This is a genomic window from Sphingomonas horti, assembly GCF_009753715.1.
Lineage (GTDB): Bacteria > Pseudomonadota > Alphaproteobacteria > Sphingomonadales > Sphingomonadaceae > Sphingomonas_B > Sphingomonas_B horti.
The window spans coordinates 10,001-26,168 of record NZ_WQMS01000007.1; the positions used below are offsets into that span (position 1 = coordinate 10,001).

16 protein-coding genes are annotated in these 16,168 nt (G+C 68.3%); 10 read left to right on the forward strand and 6 right to left on the reverse strand.

The window, feature by feature from the left end:
• Positions 1-247 precede the first annotated feature (247 nt).
• Positions 248-676, reverse strand: coding sequence for a CBS domain-containing protein (locus GON01_RS06220; RefSeq protein WP_157026519.1), 429 nt, complete (start codon positions 674-676; stop codon positions 248-250).
• Positions 677-747: 71 nt separating this feature from the next.
• Between GON01_RS06220 and GON01_RS06225 the strand changes: the two genes are divergently transcribed.
• On the forward strand, positions 748-1,053 hold the full coding sequence (locus GON01_RS06225; protein ID WP_157026520.1) for a hypothetical protein: 306 nt from the start codon (positions 748-750) through the stop codon (positions 1,051-1,053).
• On the forward strand, positions 1,034-1,414 hold the full coding sequence (locus GON01_RS06230; RefSeq protein ID WP_157026719.1) for an acyl-CoA thioesterase: 381 nt from the start codon (positions 1,034-1,036) through the stop codon (positions 1,412-1,414). The genes GON01_RS06225 and GON01_RS06230 overlap by 20 nt, the downstream gene beginning before the upstream one ends.
• Here GON01_RS06230 and GON01_RS06235 read toward each other — a convergent pair.
• Positions 1,411-1,842, reverse strand: coding sequence for an MAPEG family protein (locus GON01_RS06235; protein WP_157026521.1), 432 nt, complete (start codon positions 1,840-1,842; stop codon positions 1,411-1,413). The genes GON01_RS06230 and GON01_RS06235 overlap by 4 nt on opposite strands.
• A 183-nt stretch (positions 1,843-2,025) precedes the next feature.
• Here GON01_RS06235 and rpmF point away from each other — a divergent pair, with 183 nt between their 5' ends.
• From rpmF to GON01_RS06260, 5 genes are all read left to right on the forward strand, one after another.
• A complete protein-coding gene (rpmF, locus tag GON01_RS06240; protein ID WP_157026522.1) occupies positions 2,026-2,205 on the forward strand; it encodes a 50S ribosomal protein L32 in 180 nt (59 codons plus the stop codon).
• Positions 2,206-2,237: 32 nt separating this feature from the next.
• Complete coding sequence (plsX, locus tag GON01_RS06245; protein ID WP_157026523.1) at positions 2,238-3,287, forward strand: phosphate acyltransferase PlsX; 1,050 nt, start codon at positions 2,238-2,240, stop codon at positions 3,285-3,287.
• Complete coding sequence (locus tag GON01_RS06250) at positions 3,284-4,243, forward strand: beta-ketoacyl-ACP synthase III (protein ID WP_181600206.1); 960 nt, start codon at positions 3,284-3,286, stop codon at positions 4,241-4,243. The genes plsX and GON01_RS06250 overlap by 4 nt, the downstream gene beginning before the upstream one ends.
• A gap of 72 nt (positions 4,244-4,315) precedes the next feature.
• Positions 4,316-4,636 (forward strand): integration host factor subunit alpha, encoded by a 321-nt coding sequence (locus tag GON01_RS06255; protein WP_232328705.1) that lies wholly within the window; start codon positions 4,316-4,318, stop codon positions 4,634-4,636.
• Between the two features lie 16 nt (positions 4,637-4,652).
• Complete coding sequence (locus tag GON01_RS06260) at positions 4,653-4,994, forward strand: MerR family transcriptional regulator (RefSeq protein WP_157026524.1); 342 nt, start codon at positions 4,653-4,655, stop codon at positions 4,992-4,994.
• A 200-nt stretch (positions 4,995-5,194) separates the two neighbouring features.
• On the opposite strand, the gene GON01_RS06265 is transcribed toward GON01_RS06260, so the two are convergent.
• Both GON01_RS06265 and GON01_RS06270 read right to left on the reverse strand, forming a co-directional pair.
• Positions 5,195-5,731 carry a SixA phosphatase family protein gene (locus tag GON01_RS06265; RefSeq protein ID WP_157026525.1) on the reverse strand — a complete coding sequence of 179 codons (537 nt, stop codon included), beginning with the start codon at positions 5,729-5,731 and terminating at the stop codon, positions 5,195-5,197.
• Complete coding sequence (locus GON01_RS06270) at positions 5,728-8,451, reverse strand: ATP-dependent DNA helicase (RefSeq protein ID WP_157026526.1); 2,724 nt, start codon at positions 8,449-8,451, stop codon at positions 5,728-5,730. Before GON01_RS06270 ends, GON01_RS06265 begins: the two co-directional genes overlap by 4 nt.
• 65 nt (positions 8,452-8,516) lie before the next feature.
• On the opposite strand from GON01_RS06270, the gene GON01_RS06275 reads away from it, so the two are divergent.
• Positions 8,517-10,058, forward strand: a complete 1,542-nt coding sequence (locus tag GON01_RS06275) for a lysine--tRNA ligase (protein ID WP_232328716.1) — start codon at positions 8,517-8,519, stop codon at positions 10,056-10,058.
• Positions 10,059-10,113: 55 nt separating this feature from the next.
• On the opposite strand, the gene GON01_RS06280 is transcribed toward GON01_RS06275, so the two are convergent.
• Positions 10,114-11,922, reverse strand: coding sequence for a DUF885 domain-containing protein (locus tag GON01_RS06280; RefSeq protein ID WP_157026528.1), 1,809 nt, complete (start codon positions 11,920-11,922; stop codon positions 10,114-10,116).
• Between the two features lie 107 nt (positions 11,923-12,029).
• Positions 12,030-12,509 (reverse strand): RcnB family protein, encoded by a 480-nt coding sequence (locus GON01_RS06285; RefSeq protein WP_157026529.1) that lies wholly within the window; start codon positions 12,507-12,509, stop codon positions 12,030-12,032.
• A gap of 135 nt (positions 12,510-12,644) precedes the next feature.
• On the opposite strand from GON01_RS06285, the gene pheS reads away from it, so the two are divergent.
• The gene (gene pheS / locus GON01_RS06290; protein ID WP_157026530.1) at positions 12,645-13,730 is read left to right on the forward strand and encodes a phenylalanine--tRNA ligase subunit alpha; all 1,086 of its coding nucleotides are present in this window, start codon (positions 12,645-12,647) and stop codon (positions 13,728-13,730) included.
• A complete protein-coding gene (pheT, locus tag GON01_RS06295) occupies positions 13,727-16,123 on the forward strand; it encodes a phenylalanine--tRNA ligase subunit beta (RefSeq protein ID WP_157026531.1) in 2,397 nt (798 codons plus the stop codon). The genes pheS and pheT overlap by 4 nt, the downstream gene beginning before the upstream one ends.
• Positions 16,124-16,168 lie beyond the last annotated feature (45 nt).

Here is a 16,168-nt window from a genome sequence, read left to right on the forward strand (position 1 = left end):
GGCGTCCTGCTTTCTTGCGACCGCATCAGTGGGGGCCGTGTGGCCCGCGTCGCTGCGGTGAGCGGGCATATATGTGGGGCTTTTCCCCCCGTCAACAGCGATTTTGCATTTTTTGTGACGGGGTTGCGGATCGGCGTTCCCGGCGCCGTCCGAAGCCCGATATGGGGCTTTCGCGGCGGCCTGCAACCCCGGCTTCTATAGACGCGTGCGCGTATGCGCGCGTTGGGCGCCGATTCCCGGCCCCGGATCAGGCGGTCTGGATATATTCGCGCATCGCCTCGGCCTCGGCCTCGATCTTGTCGATCCGGTGCTTCACCAGGTCGCCGATCGACACGATTCCGACCAGCGAATCGCCGTCCACCACCGGCAAATGGCGGAATCGGCGCTGAGTCATCAGCGACAGCGCGCCGAGCACGGTGTGATTCGGCGCCACCGTATGGGCGGGCCTGGTCATCACCTCGGCGACCGGCCGGTCGAGCGCGGCCGCGCCGGCGCTCGCCAGGCAGTAGATCACGTCGCGTTCGGAAAAGATGCCGAGCACCCGGTTGCCCTCGACCACCGGCAGCGCCCCGATTCGCCTGCCCGCCAGCAGCGCGATCGCATCGGACACCTTGGCGGTGCCGCCGATACTGATGACCTGGCCCTCCCGTCCTTTCAGAATCGCCGCGATCGTCATGGCCGGACTCCTCAGCTAACGGTCTGGTCAGGACCTTGATGTTCCGCGGGCGCCGCCGCAAGGGGGCATCGATGGCCGAACGCAAGCCCGACCTGTCCGATCCCGATTATGCGCGATTCGCCTGGAGCCGATACCGGCGGTTGATGATGTGGATGGCGCTGGCGGCGCTGGTGACGACGGCGGCCGCGTTGACGGTGCTGTCGGTGACGCGCGGGCCGCTGCCCTGGCCGTTCCTGGTCTTCACCGCCGGCGGCGTGTTTCTGTCGGTGCTGCTGGCGGCGGCGCTGATGGGGCTCGTCTTCCTGAGCTCGGGCACCGGCCATGACGACCAGATCCAGGATTATTCGAAAGACGATGATGAAGACCGACTCGCCTGAACCGACCCTGCGGGTGGCGCCGCGACCCGGCGACATCAACTCGAACGGGCACATCTTCGGCGGCTGGGTGCTTTCCCAGATGGACATCGCCGGCGGCGTGGTCGCCTCGCGCGCCGCGGACGGGCCGGTCGCGACCGTCGCGATCGAGGCGATGACCTTCATCGCGCCGATCCTGCTGCAGGACATCATCTCGGTCTATGCGCAGGTCGAGCGCCGCGGCCGCACCTCGATGGGGATCCGCATCGAAGTGATCGCCGACCGCGCCCGCGGCGCCGAGCAGGTCAAGGTCACCGAAGGCCTGTTCACCTTCGTCGCGCTGGACGACAACCACCGTCCGCGCGCGATCGAGTGGGACGGCTAGCCCGCGTCGATCACGCGCGCGCCGCCGCCGTGGGCCTGCGGGGCGAGTTGCGGGATCGCGACGGCGTAGAGGCCGAGGCCGGCGAGAGTCAGCATTGTGACCAGGATGCCGAGCCCCCGCAGCGGATTGCGGCCGGTGCGGTCCATGCCGAAAGCGTGCGCGATTCGGGCGAGGAGATAGATCGCACCCACCGCCCACAGCCAGATCGTGGTGCCCGCGGCGAACTCGATCAGGCCGATCAGGATCAGCACGAATGGCGTGTATTCGGCGAAATTGGCGTGCGCGCGCATCCGCGCAGTCAGCCGCTCGTTGCCGCCGTCGCCGATCGAGACCTTTTCGGAGATCCGCCGCTGGCCGACGCGCCAGCCGAGCCAGACGTTGATCAGCGCGGCGGCGCCCGCGATGGTGAGCGTAATCGGCAATATCATCGTCCTGCCTCCCCTTTGACCGGAGGCTGCCACGGGCCACGAGTGCTTGCAACGGCGGGCGAATCCGATATATGCGCCCGCTCGCTCGCGACAGTTGTGTGGTCCGCGGCTTGATGCCGCATTCCTGAATGACGGCCGCCTGTCGGGTTTGTCAGTTTGTGAAAGATTGGAACAGGTGCCGTCATGGCAGTGCCGAAGAGAAAAACGTCGCCCTCGAAGCGCAACATGCGCCGCAGCCACGACGCGCTGAAGGTCACGGCGTTTCAGGAATGCCCGAATTGCGGCGAGCTGAAGCTGCCGCACAATCTGTGCAGCGCGTGCGGCCACTATAATGGCCGCGAGATCGTCTCGGTCGACGCCTGACCGCGCAGCGCAAGCGCGGGACGACCAGCAGCATGACTGACACGCCGCGAATCGCCATCGATGCGATGGGCGGCGACGCGGGCGTGGCGGTCACGGCCGAAGGCGCCGCGCGCGCCCTGTCGCTGGACCCGCGCCTCAAATTCCTGATGGTCGGCAACGAGGCGGCGATCGCCGCCGCGCTGGCGCCCCACCCGGCGCTGAAAGCGGCGTCGGAGATCCTCCACGCCCCCGAAGTCATCGCCGGCACCGACAAGCCGAGCCAGGCCCTCCGCCGCGCCAAAACCACGTCGATGGGCCTGGCCATCGACGCGGTGAAGCAGGGCCGCGCCGACGCCGCGCTGTCGGGCGGCAACACCGGCGCGCTGATGGCGATGTCGAAGCTGGCGCTGCGCACGCTGCCCGGCATCGACCGGCCGGCGCTGGCGGCGCTGCTGCCGACGCTCGGCGACAACGACCTCGTGATGCTGGACCTCGGCGCCAACACCGAGTGCGACGCCAACAACCTGGTCGAGTTCGCGGTGATGGGCGCCGCCTATGCCCGCATCGTGATGGGGCTGGAGCGCCCGCGCGTGCGGCTGCTCAACATCGGCGAGGAAGAGCTGAAGGGCACCGACGAAGTGAAGGAAGCGGCGGCGATGCTGCGCGACGCGTCGCACCTGCCGCTGTCGTTCGAGGGGAATATTGAGGCCGACCGGCTCGGCCGCGGCGAGGCCGACGTGATCGTCTCCGACGGCTTCACCGGCAACATCGCGCTGAAGTCGGTCGAGGGCACTGCCCGCTTCATCACCGACCTGCTGCGCCGCGCCTTCACCAGCTCGCTCAGGTCCAAGGCGGGCTTCGTGCTGTCGCGCCCCGCCTTTCACATGCTGAAGACGCATCTCGACCCGAACAACCATAACGGCGCCGTCTTCCTGGGTCTGAACGGCATTGTCGTGAAAAGCCATGGCGGCGCCGACATGGGCGGCATCGCCAACGCGATCGGCGTGGCGGCGAAGCTCGCGCGCGCCTCGATCGCGCGGCGGATCGCCGAGGACCTGGAGCGGCTGCACGCGCGCCACCCCGAAGCGGCGGCGGCCAAGTGACCCGGCGCGCGGCCATCCTCGGCACCGGCTCGGCCCTGCCGAAGCGGTGCGTCTCCAACCAGGAGCTGGCGGCCCAGGTCGACACCAGCGACGAATGGATCGTCGAGCGCACCGGCATCCGCTTCCGCCACATCGCCGGCGAGGGCGAGACGACCGTCACGCTGGCGACCGACGCCGCGCGCGCGGCGCTCGACGCGGCCGGGCTGGAGCCGCGCGACGTCGACCTGATCGTGCTCGCGACGGCGACGCCGGACCAGACCTTCCCGTCCAGCGCGACCAGCGTGCAGGCCGCACTCAACATCCCGGATTGCGTCGCGTTCGACGTGGCGGCGGTCTGCTCCGGCTTCCTCTACGCGCTGTCAGTCGCCGAAAGCATGATTCGCGCGGGCTCTGCCGAGACGGCGCTGGTGATCGGATCGGAGACGTTCAGCCGCATCCTCGACTGGGAGGACCGGGCGACCTGCGTGCTGTTCGGCGACGGCGCCGGCGCGATCGTGCTGGGCGCCGAGGAGGGCGAGCGCGGCGTGCTCGCGACCCGGCTGCACGCCGACGGGCGGCACAACGACCTGCTGTATGTCGATGGCGGGCCGTCCACCACGGGGACGGTCGGCAAGCTCAGGATGAAAGGCCGCGAAGTGTTCCGCCACGCGGTCGTGAACCTGGCCGCGGTGATGAACGAGGCGCTTGCCGCCGCGGGGCTCGAGGCGTCCGACGTCGACTGGGTGGTGCCGCACCAGGCCAATGCCCGCATCCTCGACGCGACCGCGAAGAAGCTGGGCATGGAGCCCGGCAAGGTCGTGATCACCGTCGACCAGCATGCGAACACGTCGGCGGCGTCCGTGCCGCTCGCGCTCGATACCGCTGTCAAGGATGGGCGGGTCAAGCCCGGCGACGTGCTGGTGCTGGAAGCGATGGGCGGCGGATTTACCTGGGGTGCGTCGGTGCTGCGCTTCTGATAATTAACGTGTGCGCATTGATTTCGGACCCGGAATCGGGTTTCCTGTGGATAAGGTTAGAGGGGGACTCTTATGGCTGAGGCCGATCCGATGATCCGCACCGGCGCCGGGACGTTGACCAGGGCCGACCTGGCCGAATCGCTGCACCGGCAGGTCGGCCTGTCGCGGGCGGAATCCGCCGGCATCGTCGAGCGCATCCTCGCCCATATGTGCGAGGCGCTGTCGCACGGAGAGAATGTGAAGATCTCCGGCTTCGGCAGCTTCGTGCTGCGCGACAAGGGCGAGCGCATCGGCCGCAACCCGAAGACGGGCGTCGAAGTGCCGATCGCGCCGCGCCGCGTGCTGACCTTCCGCGCCAGCCAGATGCTGCGCGACCGCATCGTCGAGGGGTGAGCGCTCGGCTCAGCAAATGACAAAATCGGAAGACGCGTTCCGCACCATCGGCGAACTCGCCGAGGAATTGGGCCTTCCGCAGCACATCCTACGCTATTGGGAAACCCGCTTTCCCCAGCTCCGCCCGCTGCAGCGGGCCGGCAACCGCCGCTATTACCGCCCCGCCGACGTCGCGCTGGCAAAGCGGATCGATCGGCTGCTGAACCGCGAAGGCTATACGATCAAAGGCGTCCAGAAGCTGCTGGAGGAGCGAACTCCTGAAGCATCGCCGGAGCAGGACGCCACCACTCCCTCATTGGCCGAACTGAAGCGAATCCGCGCGATGCTGGCGGAGGCTCTGGAAGAAGACGCCGCATAGCGGTCACATCTGCTTTCGACCCATTGCGGCCCCTCTCCCATGGGAGAGGGCGACTCGCGGCTCCGCCGCGAGCGGGGTGAGGGGACCAGGACTTCGTGGAGAGGCCCAGACCCCTCACCCGGTCAGCGCAAGCGCTGACTCGACCTCTCCCTATGGGAGAGGTGATTGGTCCGGTAACCACCCATTACAGTCGTTGTGCTTCAGCTCTGATCCGGCCCCAGCGCCGGATCAAGGTCTCGCGGCCGCACGAATGTCTCCAGCCGCGCACCCCGCGCCGCTAGGTCCCCCCACTCTCCCCCAAACGCCAGCACCGCAATGCTGCCGGTCGGGAATTTGTCCTCGACCGAATCGCGGATCGCGTCGCCGTCATCGGGCGTGAGCATCAGGGCCAGGTCTTCCATGCCCGGATTGTGGCCGCACAGCAGCAGGTGCCGGGCCTGGGCCGGGGCTTCGTTCAGCACGTCGAGCAGATGCACGCAGGAGGCCAGATAGACGCGGCGATCCCAGACCGGCTTCAGCGTGCGGCCGTAACCTTCCCAGAACGCGTCCAGCGTCTCCACGCAGCGCACGGCGGGCGAGGAAACGACATGATCCCAGGCCAGCCCCTCGCGCCGGCAATGCTCGCCCATCGTCCGCGCCGCGCGCTTGCCCTTCTGGTTCAGCGGCCGATCGAAATCGCGCTGCACCGGATCGTCCCAGCCCGATTTCGCGTGGCGCAGCAGGGTGAGTGTTCTCATGATCCCCCCGTCAGCACATCCTCCCGGCCCGAATGCCCGGAAACCGGGGCGGAGGAAAGCCGCGTCTGCACGCGCTCGACCGCTTCGGCGAGCGTGACGCGGCGGATCGGGGTGCCCGCGGGAAAGGCTGTGAGCAGGCGGGACGGCATCGCGCTCGACACCAGCACGAACGCGCCGCGATCGTCGGCGCGACGGATCAGCCGCCCGAATGCCTGGGCGAGTCGCGCGCGCACCATACGGTCCTCATAGGCGCTGCCGCCCTGGGCCAGCTTGCGCGCGGCGTGGAGCACGGTGGGTTTTGACCAGGGCACCCCTTCCATCACCACCAGCCGCAGCGAATGGCCGGGCACGTCGACGCCGTCGCGCAGCGCGTCTGTGCCGAGCAGGCTGGCATGGGGATCGTCGCGGAAGATATCCACCAGCGTGCCGGTGTCGATCGGATCGACATGCTGGGCAAAGAGCGGCAGCCCGTCTCGCGCGAGCCGGTCGGCGATGCGGGCATGGACCGCGCGGAGGCGACGGATCGCGGTGAACAGGCCGAGCGCGCCGCCGCCCGCCGCCGCGATCAGGCTCGCATAGGCACCGCTCAGCTGGGGAATGTCGCCCTTCTTCACATCGGTGACGATCAGCACCTCGGCCTGCCCGGCATAGTCGAACGGGCTCGGCGCTTCGAAGCGGAGCGGCGGGCGCGGCAGGTGGAGAGCACCCGACCGCGCCTCGGCGGCGGCCCAGTCGCCGTTCGACAGTGTCGCCGATGTGACGATCACCCCGTGCGCGGGTTTCAGCACCAACTCGGCAAGCGGGCGGGTCGGGTCGAGCCAGTGGCGGTGAAGGCCGACGTCGTACTCACGCCCCTCGGCGCGATCGACCGCGAGCCAGTCGACGAAATCCGGGTCCGCCGGCCCGCCGACACGCCCGAGCAGCGCGATCCAGCCGGCGAGCGTGTCGATCCGCCAGCCGAGGCTCATGACCGCGCCTTCGATCCGCGCCCGCGCCTGGCCGTCGAGCCAATCGGGCGCGTCGGTCAGAACCGCCTCCAGCCGCCGGCCGAGCTGGACCAAAGGCCGGTGCAGCGCCTCCAGCGCCGCCGCGGCGTTGCCCGCCGCCTCGACAAGGGCGCCGTCGGGATCGACCAGCTCGGTCTCCAGCCCATAGCCGGCATCTTCGCTGGCGGCGCGCGCGTAAACGGTGCCGCGCACCGCGGCCAGCAAGGCCTCGATCGCGCCGAAGGGCTGGCCTTCGCCCAAACGCTGGAGCCACTGGTCCGACGGCAAAGCCTGCGCTGCGTTGGACGCAGCGGCAATGGCGCGGGCGCCTTCCTCGTCATAGCTGGCGACGTCCGACAGCCGCGCGGCGAGCCCGCGCCGGCGGCCGCGCGCGCTGCCTTCCGGGCCAGTCACCCAACGGCGCAGCTCGATCGCTTCCTGCCCCGTCAGCGCGGTCGAGAACATCGAATCGGCGGCTTCGAACAGATGATGGCCTTCATCGAAGATCAGCCGGGTCGGGCGATTCGCCGCTTCCCGCCCGCGCGCGGCGTTGACCATCACCAGCGCGTGGTTGGCGACGACGATCTCCGCGTCGGCGCTGGCCCGCGACGCACGCTCGATGAAACACTTGCGGTAATGCGGGCAGCCGGCGAAGACGCATTCGCCGCGCCGGTCGGTCAGTGCGGTCGAGCCGTTGCGGCGGAACAGGGTCGGCAGCCAGCCCGGCAGGTCGCCTCCGACCATGTCGCCGTCCTTGGAATAAGCGGCCCAGCGCGCGACGAGCTGCGCCAGGATCGCCGCGCGGCCGCCGAAGCCGCCCTGCAGCGCGTCCTCCAGGTTCAGCAGGCACAGGTAATTCTCCCGCCCCTTGCGCACGACCATCTTGTCGCGGCGCGTGCGCGGGTCGGGGAACAGCTTCTCGCCTTCGCGATCCAATTGACGTTGCAGCGCTTTGGTGAAGGTGGAGACCCAGACCGCGCCGTCCGCTTCCTGCGCCCAGAGCGAGGCCGGGGCGAGATAGCCAAGGGTCTTGCCGATCCCGGTGCCCGCCTCCGCCAGCAGCAAAGTGGGCGAATCATTGGATGCGCGCGGTCCAAAGGCGGCGGCGGCAGCTTCGGCATAGGCGCGCTGGCCGGGCCGCGCCTCCGCGCCGTGGCCGGTCAGCTCGTCGAGGCGGTCGGCGGCGGCGGCGGGCGGGACATGAATCGTGCGCGGCGGTGAGCGCGGCGGCTTTTCCTCCCATTCGGGCAGCCGCGCGAACAGCCAGCGCTCCTGCCGCTCCGGCCGCGCGACGGCGCGCGACACCGCCGCCGCCCAGGGCCAGCGCAGCCGGCCGAGCGATTGGGCCGAGGTCCATGCCCCTTCGCGCTCGTGCCAGTCCGGCGCCTCCATCCGCGAAAGCAGCGTCCCGGCGGCGCGAAGCAGGAAAGTGGCGGCGCTCGCATCGTCGGCGGGCGGCGCGAGGCCGATGGCGCGGGCTAGGCCCTTCGCCGTCGGCACCGTAAAGCGCGCCGGATGCACGAACGCGAACAGCTCCAGCAGGTCCAGCCCCGACAGCTCCGGATAGCCGAGTCGGGCGGCGACGAGCGGCGCGTTCAGCAGGATCATCGGCGTGTCCGACGCTCGCCCGATCGCCTCCCCGCGCCCGACCGCCCGCGCCTCGCCGTCCGGAGTCGCGATCCAGATGCCGGCATGGCTTGCGTGCAGCGCGGGATAGGGCAAAGGGAGCGCCATCTCCCCTCCATATCGCTTGCCGGAACGAAAGGGCAACACAAGTGAGTGACGTGCGCGCCGCCGCAATGACTTCCAAGGCCTGGCCTTACGAGGAAGCGCGCAAGCTGCTGAAACGGGTCGAGAACGGCCCGCCCGCCAAAGGCTATGTGCTGTTCGAGACCGGCTATGGCCCCTCGGGCCTGCCGCACATCGGCACGTTCAACGAAGTGCTGCGCACGACGATGGTGCGCAACGCCTTTCACGCGCTGTCGGACGTGCCGACCAGGCTGATCGCCTTTTCCGACGACATGGATGGCCTGAGGAAAGTGCCCGACAATGTGCCGAACCAGGACATGCTGCGGGAGTATCTTGGCAAGCCGCTGACCCGCATCCCTGATCCGTTCGGCAAGTTCGAATCGTTCGCGCATCACAATAATGCGATGCTGCGCCAATTTCTCGACCGGTTCGGCTTCGAGTACGAATTCGCCAGCTCGACCGAATACTATGCCTCCGGCCGGTTCGATCCGATCCTGCGGACGGTGCTGGAACGGTATCAGGCGATTCTGGACGTGATGCTGCCGACGCTCCGCGCGGAGCGGCGGGCGACCTATTCGCCGGTGCTGCCGGTCAGCCCCAAGTCGGGCGTGGTGCTGCAGGTGCCCGTGGAAGTGATCGACCCGGCGCAGGGCCTGATCCGCTTCGAGGACGAAGGCGAGACGATCGAGCAGTCAGTGTTCGGCGGCCGCGCCAAGCTGCAGTGGAAGGTCGACTGGGCGGCGCGCTGGGTCGCGCTGGACGTCGATTACGAGATGTCGGGCAAGGACCTGATCGATTCGACGATCCAGTCCGGCAAGATCGCGCGCGTGCTGGGCGGACGCCCGCCCGAGGGCTTCAACTACGAAATGTTCCTCGATGAGAAGGGCGAGAAGATCTCCAAGTCGAAGGGCAACGGCCTGAGCCTGGAACAATGGCTGACCTATGGGCCGGAGGAGAGCCTGGCCTTCTTCGCCTATCGCGAGCCGAAGAAGGCGAAGCAGCTGCACATGGGCGTGATCCCGCGCGCGGTGGACGATTATTTCCAGTTCCGCGCCAACTATCCGGCCCAGCCGGTCGAGCAGCAGTTGGGCAATCCGGTCCATCATATCCATGACGGCCAGGTGCCATCGGAGCCGCTACCGGTGACGTTCGGGCTGCTGCTGAACCTCGTCGGCGTGATGGGGGCGGATGCGACCAAGGAGCAGGTCTGGGGCTATCTCGGCAATTATGTGGAGAACGCCTCGCCGGAGCGTTATCCGGAGCTCGGCAAGCTGATCGGCCGCGCGCTCGCCTATAACCGCGATTTCGTCGCGCCGACGCTGAAGCGCCGCAAGCCGGAAGGCGTCGAGGTGGCGGCGCTGGAACGGCTCGACCGCGAGCTGGCGGCGCTGCCGGCCGAGGCGAAGGCGGAGGAGATCCAGAACATCGTCTATGCGATCGGCAACGAGGGCGGGTTCGAGCAACTGCGCGACTGGTTCAAGGCGCTGTACGAAACGCTGCTCGGCTCCGCCCAAGGCCCGCGCATGGGCAGCTTCATCGCGCTCTACGGAATCGACAATACCCGCAAGCTGATCGCGGAGGCCCTGGCCTAGGGACTCGACCGCCGCTCGTTTCGAGCGAACGGCGGCGAGTCGGCGGCGGAGTCGATCAGGCCGCCTTCTTCGCGGCGATCCAGGTGTCGATCTTCTTTTCGAGCACTTCCATCGGCAGCGCGCCGGTCATCAGCACCTGGGCGTGGAATTCGCGCGGGTCGAACTTCGGCCCGAGCTCCTTCATCGCCTTCGCCTTCAGCCGCTGGATGGTGAGCGCGCCGATCTTGTAGGCGAGCGCCTGGCCGGGAATCGCAATGTAGCGCTCGACCTCGGCCGTCGCCTCGGTGCGGCTCATGCCGGAGTTGGCGAGCATATAGTCGATCGCCTGATCGCGGTGCCAGCCCTTGGAGTGGATGCCGGTGTCCACGACCAGCCGCATCGCGCGCAGCATCTCGTCATTAAGCCCGCCGAAACGCTGATAGGGATCGGTTTCCATGCCGAGCTCCTTCCACAGCGTCTCGGCGTAGAGCCCCCAGCCCTCGGCATAGGCGGTGTTGCCGCCGAAGCGCATGAAAGCGGGGAGCGCCGCATTCTCCTGCGCCAGCGCGATCTGGAAATGGTGGCCCGGCACGCCTTCGTGCAGGAACAGCGTCTCCGCGCCCCATGTCCGGCGCGATGGCAGGTCATAGGCGTTGAAATAGAAGACGCCGGGGCGCTTGCCGTCGGGCGATCCCGGTTCGTAGGAGCCGCCGGCCTGGGTCTTTTCGCGATAGGCCTCATAGGGCCGGATTTCGAGCGGCGTCTTCGGGATCGTCGAGAATTGCTCGCGCACGCGCGCGTCGACGCGCTTGCCGATGTCGTAGAAGAGCTGGGTATAGGCCTCGCGGCTGGCCGGCTGGAATTTGGGATCGGTCCGGAGCGACTCGAAGAACTCGTTCAGCGTCCCCTTGAAGCCGACCTGGGTCTTGATCGCCTCCATCTCGCCTTTGATGCGCGCCACTTCGGACAGGCCGAGATTGTGCACATAGTCCGCCGTCAGCGGCAGCGTCGTGTTGGTCTCGATCAGATAGGCGTAGAGCTTGTCGCCGCCGGGCATGTATTTCAGCCCCTCGCCGTCGCGCGCGACCGGGAGATATTCGTTCTTCAGGAAGTCGCGCAGACGGATGTCGGCGGGGATGATGCCGTCGCGTATGATGGCCGCATATTCGGTCTTCAGCCGCGCCTGGTCGGCGGCCGAGATTCCTTCGGGAAACTTCGTCACCGGCCCGTAGAAGGTCGATCCCTCGACGCCCTGCTTGATCTGGGTGTCGAGCTGCTCGATCACGTTGTTGACCACGAGCTTCGGCTGGACAACGCCTGATTTCATGCCCGCCCGGAAACGCATGATCGCGCGGTCGATCAGCGCGATATAGTCGCGGTGCCGCTTCAGGTTGTTCTCATAATCCGCAACCGTCTTGAACGGCGCCGCGCCCTGGCCCGACGCGAAGGTCGGGTAGAAGACGTGGAAGCCGAAGAAATGGTCGATCGGGCGAACCGCCGTCAGCGCCAGCATGTCCGGCGACAGGCCCTTCAGCGTGTCCTTGGTCTGCCACTCGAACACGTCATAGGCAATCTGGTTGGTCGGCGTGAGCTTGTCGCGCGGGATCGCGTGCAGATTCTTCAGGTCGCTTTCGGCGGCGGCGCGCGAGGCATTGTAATAGGCGTCGCTGCCGTAATCGCCGAGCCGGTCGGCATAGCGCATGTCGCCGCGGAAGATTGCGCTCAGCGGATTGAGCTTCAGCTGGGCTTCGTCGCTGTCGTGGAAGAGCTTCAGCAGCTGCGCGTTGTAGTCGGCCACGGGCTGGGCGGCGGATGCCGCCGGCTGAGCGGGCGCGACCGCCGGCAGGGCGAGAGCGACGGAAGCGATCAGAAGGGCAAGGCGCATCAAGGTCTCCGCTGAAGGACTGTGTTGCACCTATAGAACAGCGGAAGCGGAAACGGAAAGAGGGAAATGCGGCCCGGAGCGAGGGGCTCCGGGCCGCGAACGGCTGCTTAGTAGAAGAAGCCGTTGATCACCTGAATCACGCGGCCGTTGCGCGCGTTGATCAGCAGCACGTCGTTGCCGTAGCGGATCCAGCGCTGGTTGGCGGCCGGGCGCGGCAGGCGATAGCGGTACGGATCGGCGATCCAGTAACGCTGGCTGTAGAAGGCCGGCGCGATCGCCACGCCGACGCGGACCGGGCGATAGACATGGCCACGCGGCGCGTAATAGCGCGGCAGCGTATAGACGGCGCGGTGGTCGCGGCGATAGTCGCGCCAGTCCTCGCGCAGCTCGCGCCGGGCCTCGCGCACATCGCGGCGCTGCTCGCGCACGTCCGCCCGCGTGCCATAGCGCTGCGCGTCGCGAAGCTCCCGCTGCTCCTGGCGGATGTCGCGCTGATCCTTGCGGATCTCACGCGGGGACTGGGCGAGGGCCGTGCCGGCCGGCAGGATCGTCGCGGCCATCAGGGCAGAAACAATCAACTTACGCATTACTGTCCTCCTTATTGGACGGGTCTGTTTTGTGCGATTCGCCCTGAACCGGCCCCGAATCGGTTCGTCAGCAAACAGCAAGCCGCGAGACGCACCGCTTGCGCCGCCGGTTCCCATTTGCTTTGGGGTCCGCCGATGACCGACATTGCACAATTGCAAGCCGAGGCGCTGGGCGCGATCGGCGCGGCAGCAAGCCTGGACACCGTGGAGGCGGAACGCGTGCGCCTGCTCGGCAAGCAGGGTCAGGTGACGGCGCTGCTGAAGACCTTGGGCGGCATGACCCCGGAGCAGCGCCAGAGCGAAGGGCCTCGGATCAACGGGCTGCGGGAGGCCGTCTCGGCGGCGATCGCGGCGCGCAAGGCGGCCCTGGAAGGCGCGGCGCTGGAAGCGCGGCTCGCGGCCGAGCGCGTCGACCTCAGCCTTCCCGCCCCCGACACTCCGCGCGGATCGGTGCATCCGGTTTCCCAGGTGATGGACGAGCTCGCCGAAATCTTCGCTGACATGGGCTTCGCCGTCGCGACCGGCCCCGAGATCGAGGACGACTGGCACAATTTCACCGCGCTCAACATTCCGGAGACGCATCCGGCGCGGGCGATGCACGACACCTTCTATTTCCCGGACCCCGGATCGGAGTCCGCGGCAGGCTCCAAGCTGCTGCGCACCCACACCTCGCCGGTCCAGATCCGGACCATGCAGAGCCAGCAGCCGCCGATCCGCATCATCGCGCCGGGCCGCGTCTATCGCTCCGACAGCGATGCGACGCACACGCCGATGTTCCACCAGATCGAGGGGCTGGTGATCGACCGCGGCATCCATCTTGGCCATCTCAAATGGACGCTGGAGACGTTCCTGAAGGCGTTCTTCGAGCGGGACGACATCGTGCTGCGCCTTCGTCCCAGCTATTTCCCGTTCACCGAGCCTTCCGCCGAGGTGGACGTCGGCTTCACCTGGACCAACGGACGGCGCATCCTGGGCGGCAGCGAGGGCTGGATGGAGCTGCTCGGCTCCGGCATGGTCCACCCGCGCGTGATCCGGGCCTGCGGTCTCGATCCCGACGAATATAGCGGCTTCGCGTTCGGCGTCGGGGTCGACCGCCTCGCGATGCTCAAATACGGAATGGACGATCTGCGCGCTTTCTTCGACGGCGATCTGCGCTGGCTGCGGCACTACGGGTTCGCGGCGCTGGATGTGCCCACCTTGAGCGGAGGAGTGGGCGCATGAAGTTCACTTTCTCCTGGCTGAAGGAGCATCTCGAGACCAAGGCGGGACTCGATCAGGTCGTCGAGACGCTGACGCGGATCGGGCTGGAGGTCGAAGGCATCGAGAATCCGGCCGAAACGCTGGCGCCGTTCAGGATCGCGAAGGTCCTCACCGCCGAACGCCATCCGCAGGCCGACAAATTGCAGGTGCTCTCGGTCGATGCCGGCGCCGATTACCCTGGGGGCCCGGTGCAGGTCGTCTGCGGCGCGCCCAATGCGCGCGCGGGGCTGGTCGGCGTGTTCGGCGCGCCCGGCGCCTATGTGCCGGGCAGCGGCATCACGCTGAAGGTCGCGGCGATCCGCGGGGTCGAGAGCCGCGGCATGATGTGCTCGGTGCGCGAGCTGGAGCTGGGCGACGAGCATGACGGGATCATCGAGCTTGCCGCCGACGCGCCGGTGGGCGCCGCCTTCGCGGAATGGGCGGGGCTGGACGATCCGATGATCGACGTCTCGGTCACGCCCAACCGGCAGGACTGCATGGGCGTGCGCGGCATCGCCCGCGACCTGGCGGCGGCCGGCCTTGGCACGCTGAAGCCGCTCGGCGAGGTCTATCGCATGGCTTCGCTGGACCCGGTCGAGGGCAGCGACCCCGCGCCGGCGGTGCGCACCGACGATCCGGAAGGCTGCCCCGCCTTCTATGCCCAGGCCGTCTCCGGCGTCGCCAATGGCGCGTCGCCGGCCTGGATGCAGAAGAAGCTGAAGGCGATCGGCCAGAAGCCGATTTCGGTGCTGGTCGACATCACCAACTTCGTGTCGATCGATCTCGGGCGACCGCTGCACGTCTATGATCGCGCAAAGCTGTCCGGCCCCCTGGTGGCCCGACGGGCCGAGCCGGGCGAGCAGGTGCTGGCCCTCAACGGCAAGACCTACACGCTCGACGAGACGATGACGGTGATCGCCGACGACGCCGCCGTCCACGACATCGGCGGCATCATGGGCGGCGAGCATTCGGGCGTGTCGGAGACGACGACCGACGTGCTGATCGAGTGCGCCTATTTCACCCCGGAACACATCGCGCGCACCGGCCAGAAATTGGGCCTGACCAGCGATGCGCGCCAGCGATTCGAGCGCGGCGTCGATCCCGCTTTCCTCGATCAGGGAATCGCGATCGCGACCTGGCTGGTCACCGAGCATTGCGGCGGCACGCCAAGCGCGGTGACCCGCGCGGGCCAGCCGCCGCTTGAACGCAAGGTGGTGAGCTACGATCCCGCCCTGTGCCTGCGGCTCGGCGGGCTCGACGTGCCCGCGGACGAGCAGCGCGCGATCCTGGAGCGGCTGGGCTTCGAGGTTTCCGCGGAATGGGCCGTGACCGTGCCGACCTGGCGGCGCGACGTGGACGGACCGGCCGACCTGGTCGAGGAAGTCGTGCGGATTGCCGGCATCGACAAGGTGCCGTCGACGCCGCTGCCGCGCGCGGACGGCGTTGCGCGCCCGACCGCCACGCCCGAGCAACTGGTCGAACGTCGCGTGCGCCGTACGGCGGCCGCCCGCGGGCTGAACGAGGCCATCACCTGGACCTTCATTTCCGAGAGGGAAGCGGAAGCGCTGGGCGGCGGCGCCTGGACGCTCGCCAATCCGATCAGCGAGGACATGAAGGTGATGCGGCCGTCGCTGCTCGCCGGCCTGCTCGGCTCGGCCCAGCGCAACATGGATCGCGGCGCCAAGGCGGTGCGGCTGTTCGAGCTTGGCCGGCGCTACCTCAGCGATGCCGAGCGACCGACGGTCGGCTTCGTGCTCGCTGGCGACAAGACTCCGCGCGACTGGCAGGCCGGCAAGGCGCAGCCGTTCGGCGCGTTCGACGGCAAGGCGCAAGCACTGGCACTGCTCGAGGCGGCGGGCGCCCCGGTCGAGAACCTGCAGGTGATGGGCGATGCCTCGGCGGCCTATCATCCCGGCCAGTCGGCCACGCTCCGGCTCGGCCCCAAGGCGGTGCTGGCCGAGTTCGGCGCGCTTCACCCGTCGCTGGTCAAGGCGTTCGGCCTGGAGGGCGCGGTGGTGGCGGGCGAGATCTTCCTCGACGCAATCCCGGCCAGGCGCGCGAGCGGGCGCATCCGCCCTGCCTACACGCCGCCGGCGCTGCAGCCGGTCACGCGCGATTTCGCTTTTCTGGTGCCGGACGCGCTGGCGGCGGCCGATCTGGTCCGCGCGGTCCGCGGTGCCGACAAGGGCCTGATCGCATCGGCGCGGCTGTTCGACGTCTTCACCGGCGCCGGCGTGCCGGACGGACACAAGTCGCTGGCCGTCGAAGTGATGCTGCAACCGGCCGAGCGGACGCTGACCGACGACGATCTGGCCGCGCTTTCGGCGAAGGTCGTAGCGGCAGCGGGCAAGCTGGGCGCAACGCTGAGGGGCTGACCAGACTCCGTTTGTTCCCGGCCGCGAATCGCAGTATAACCCGCT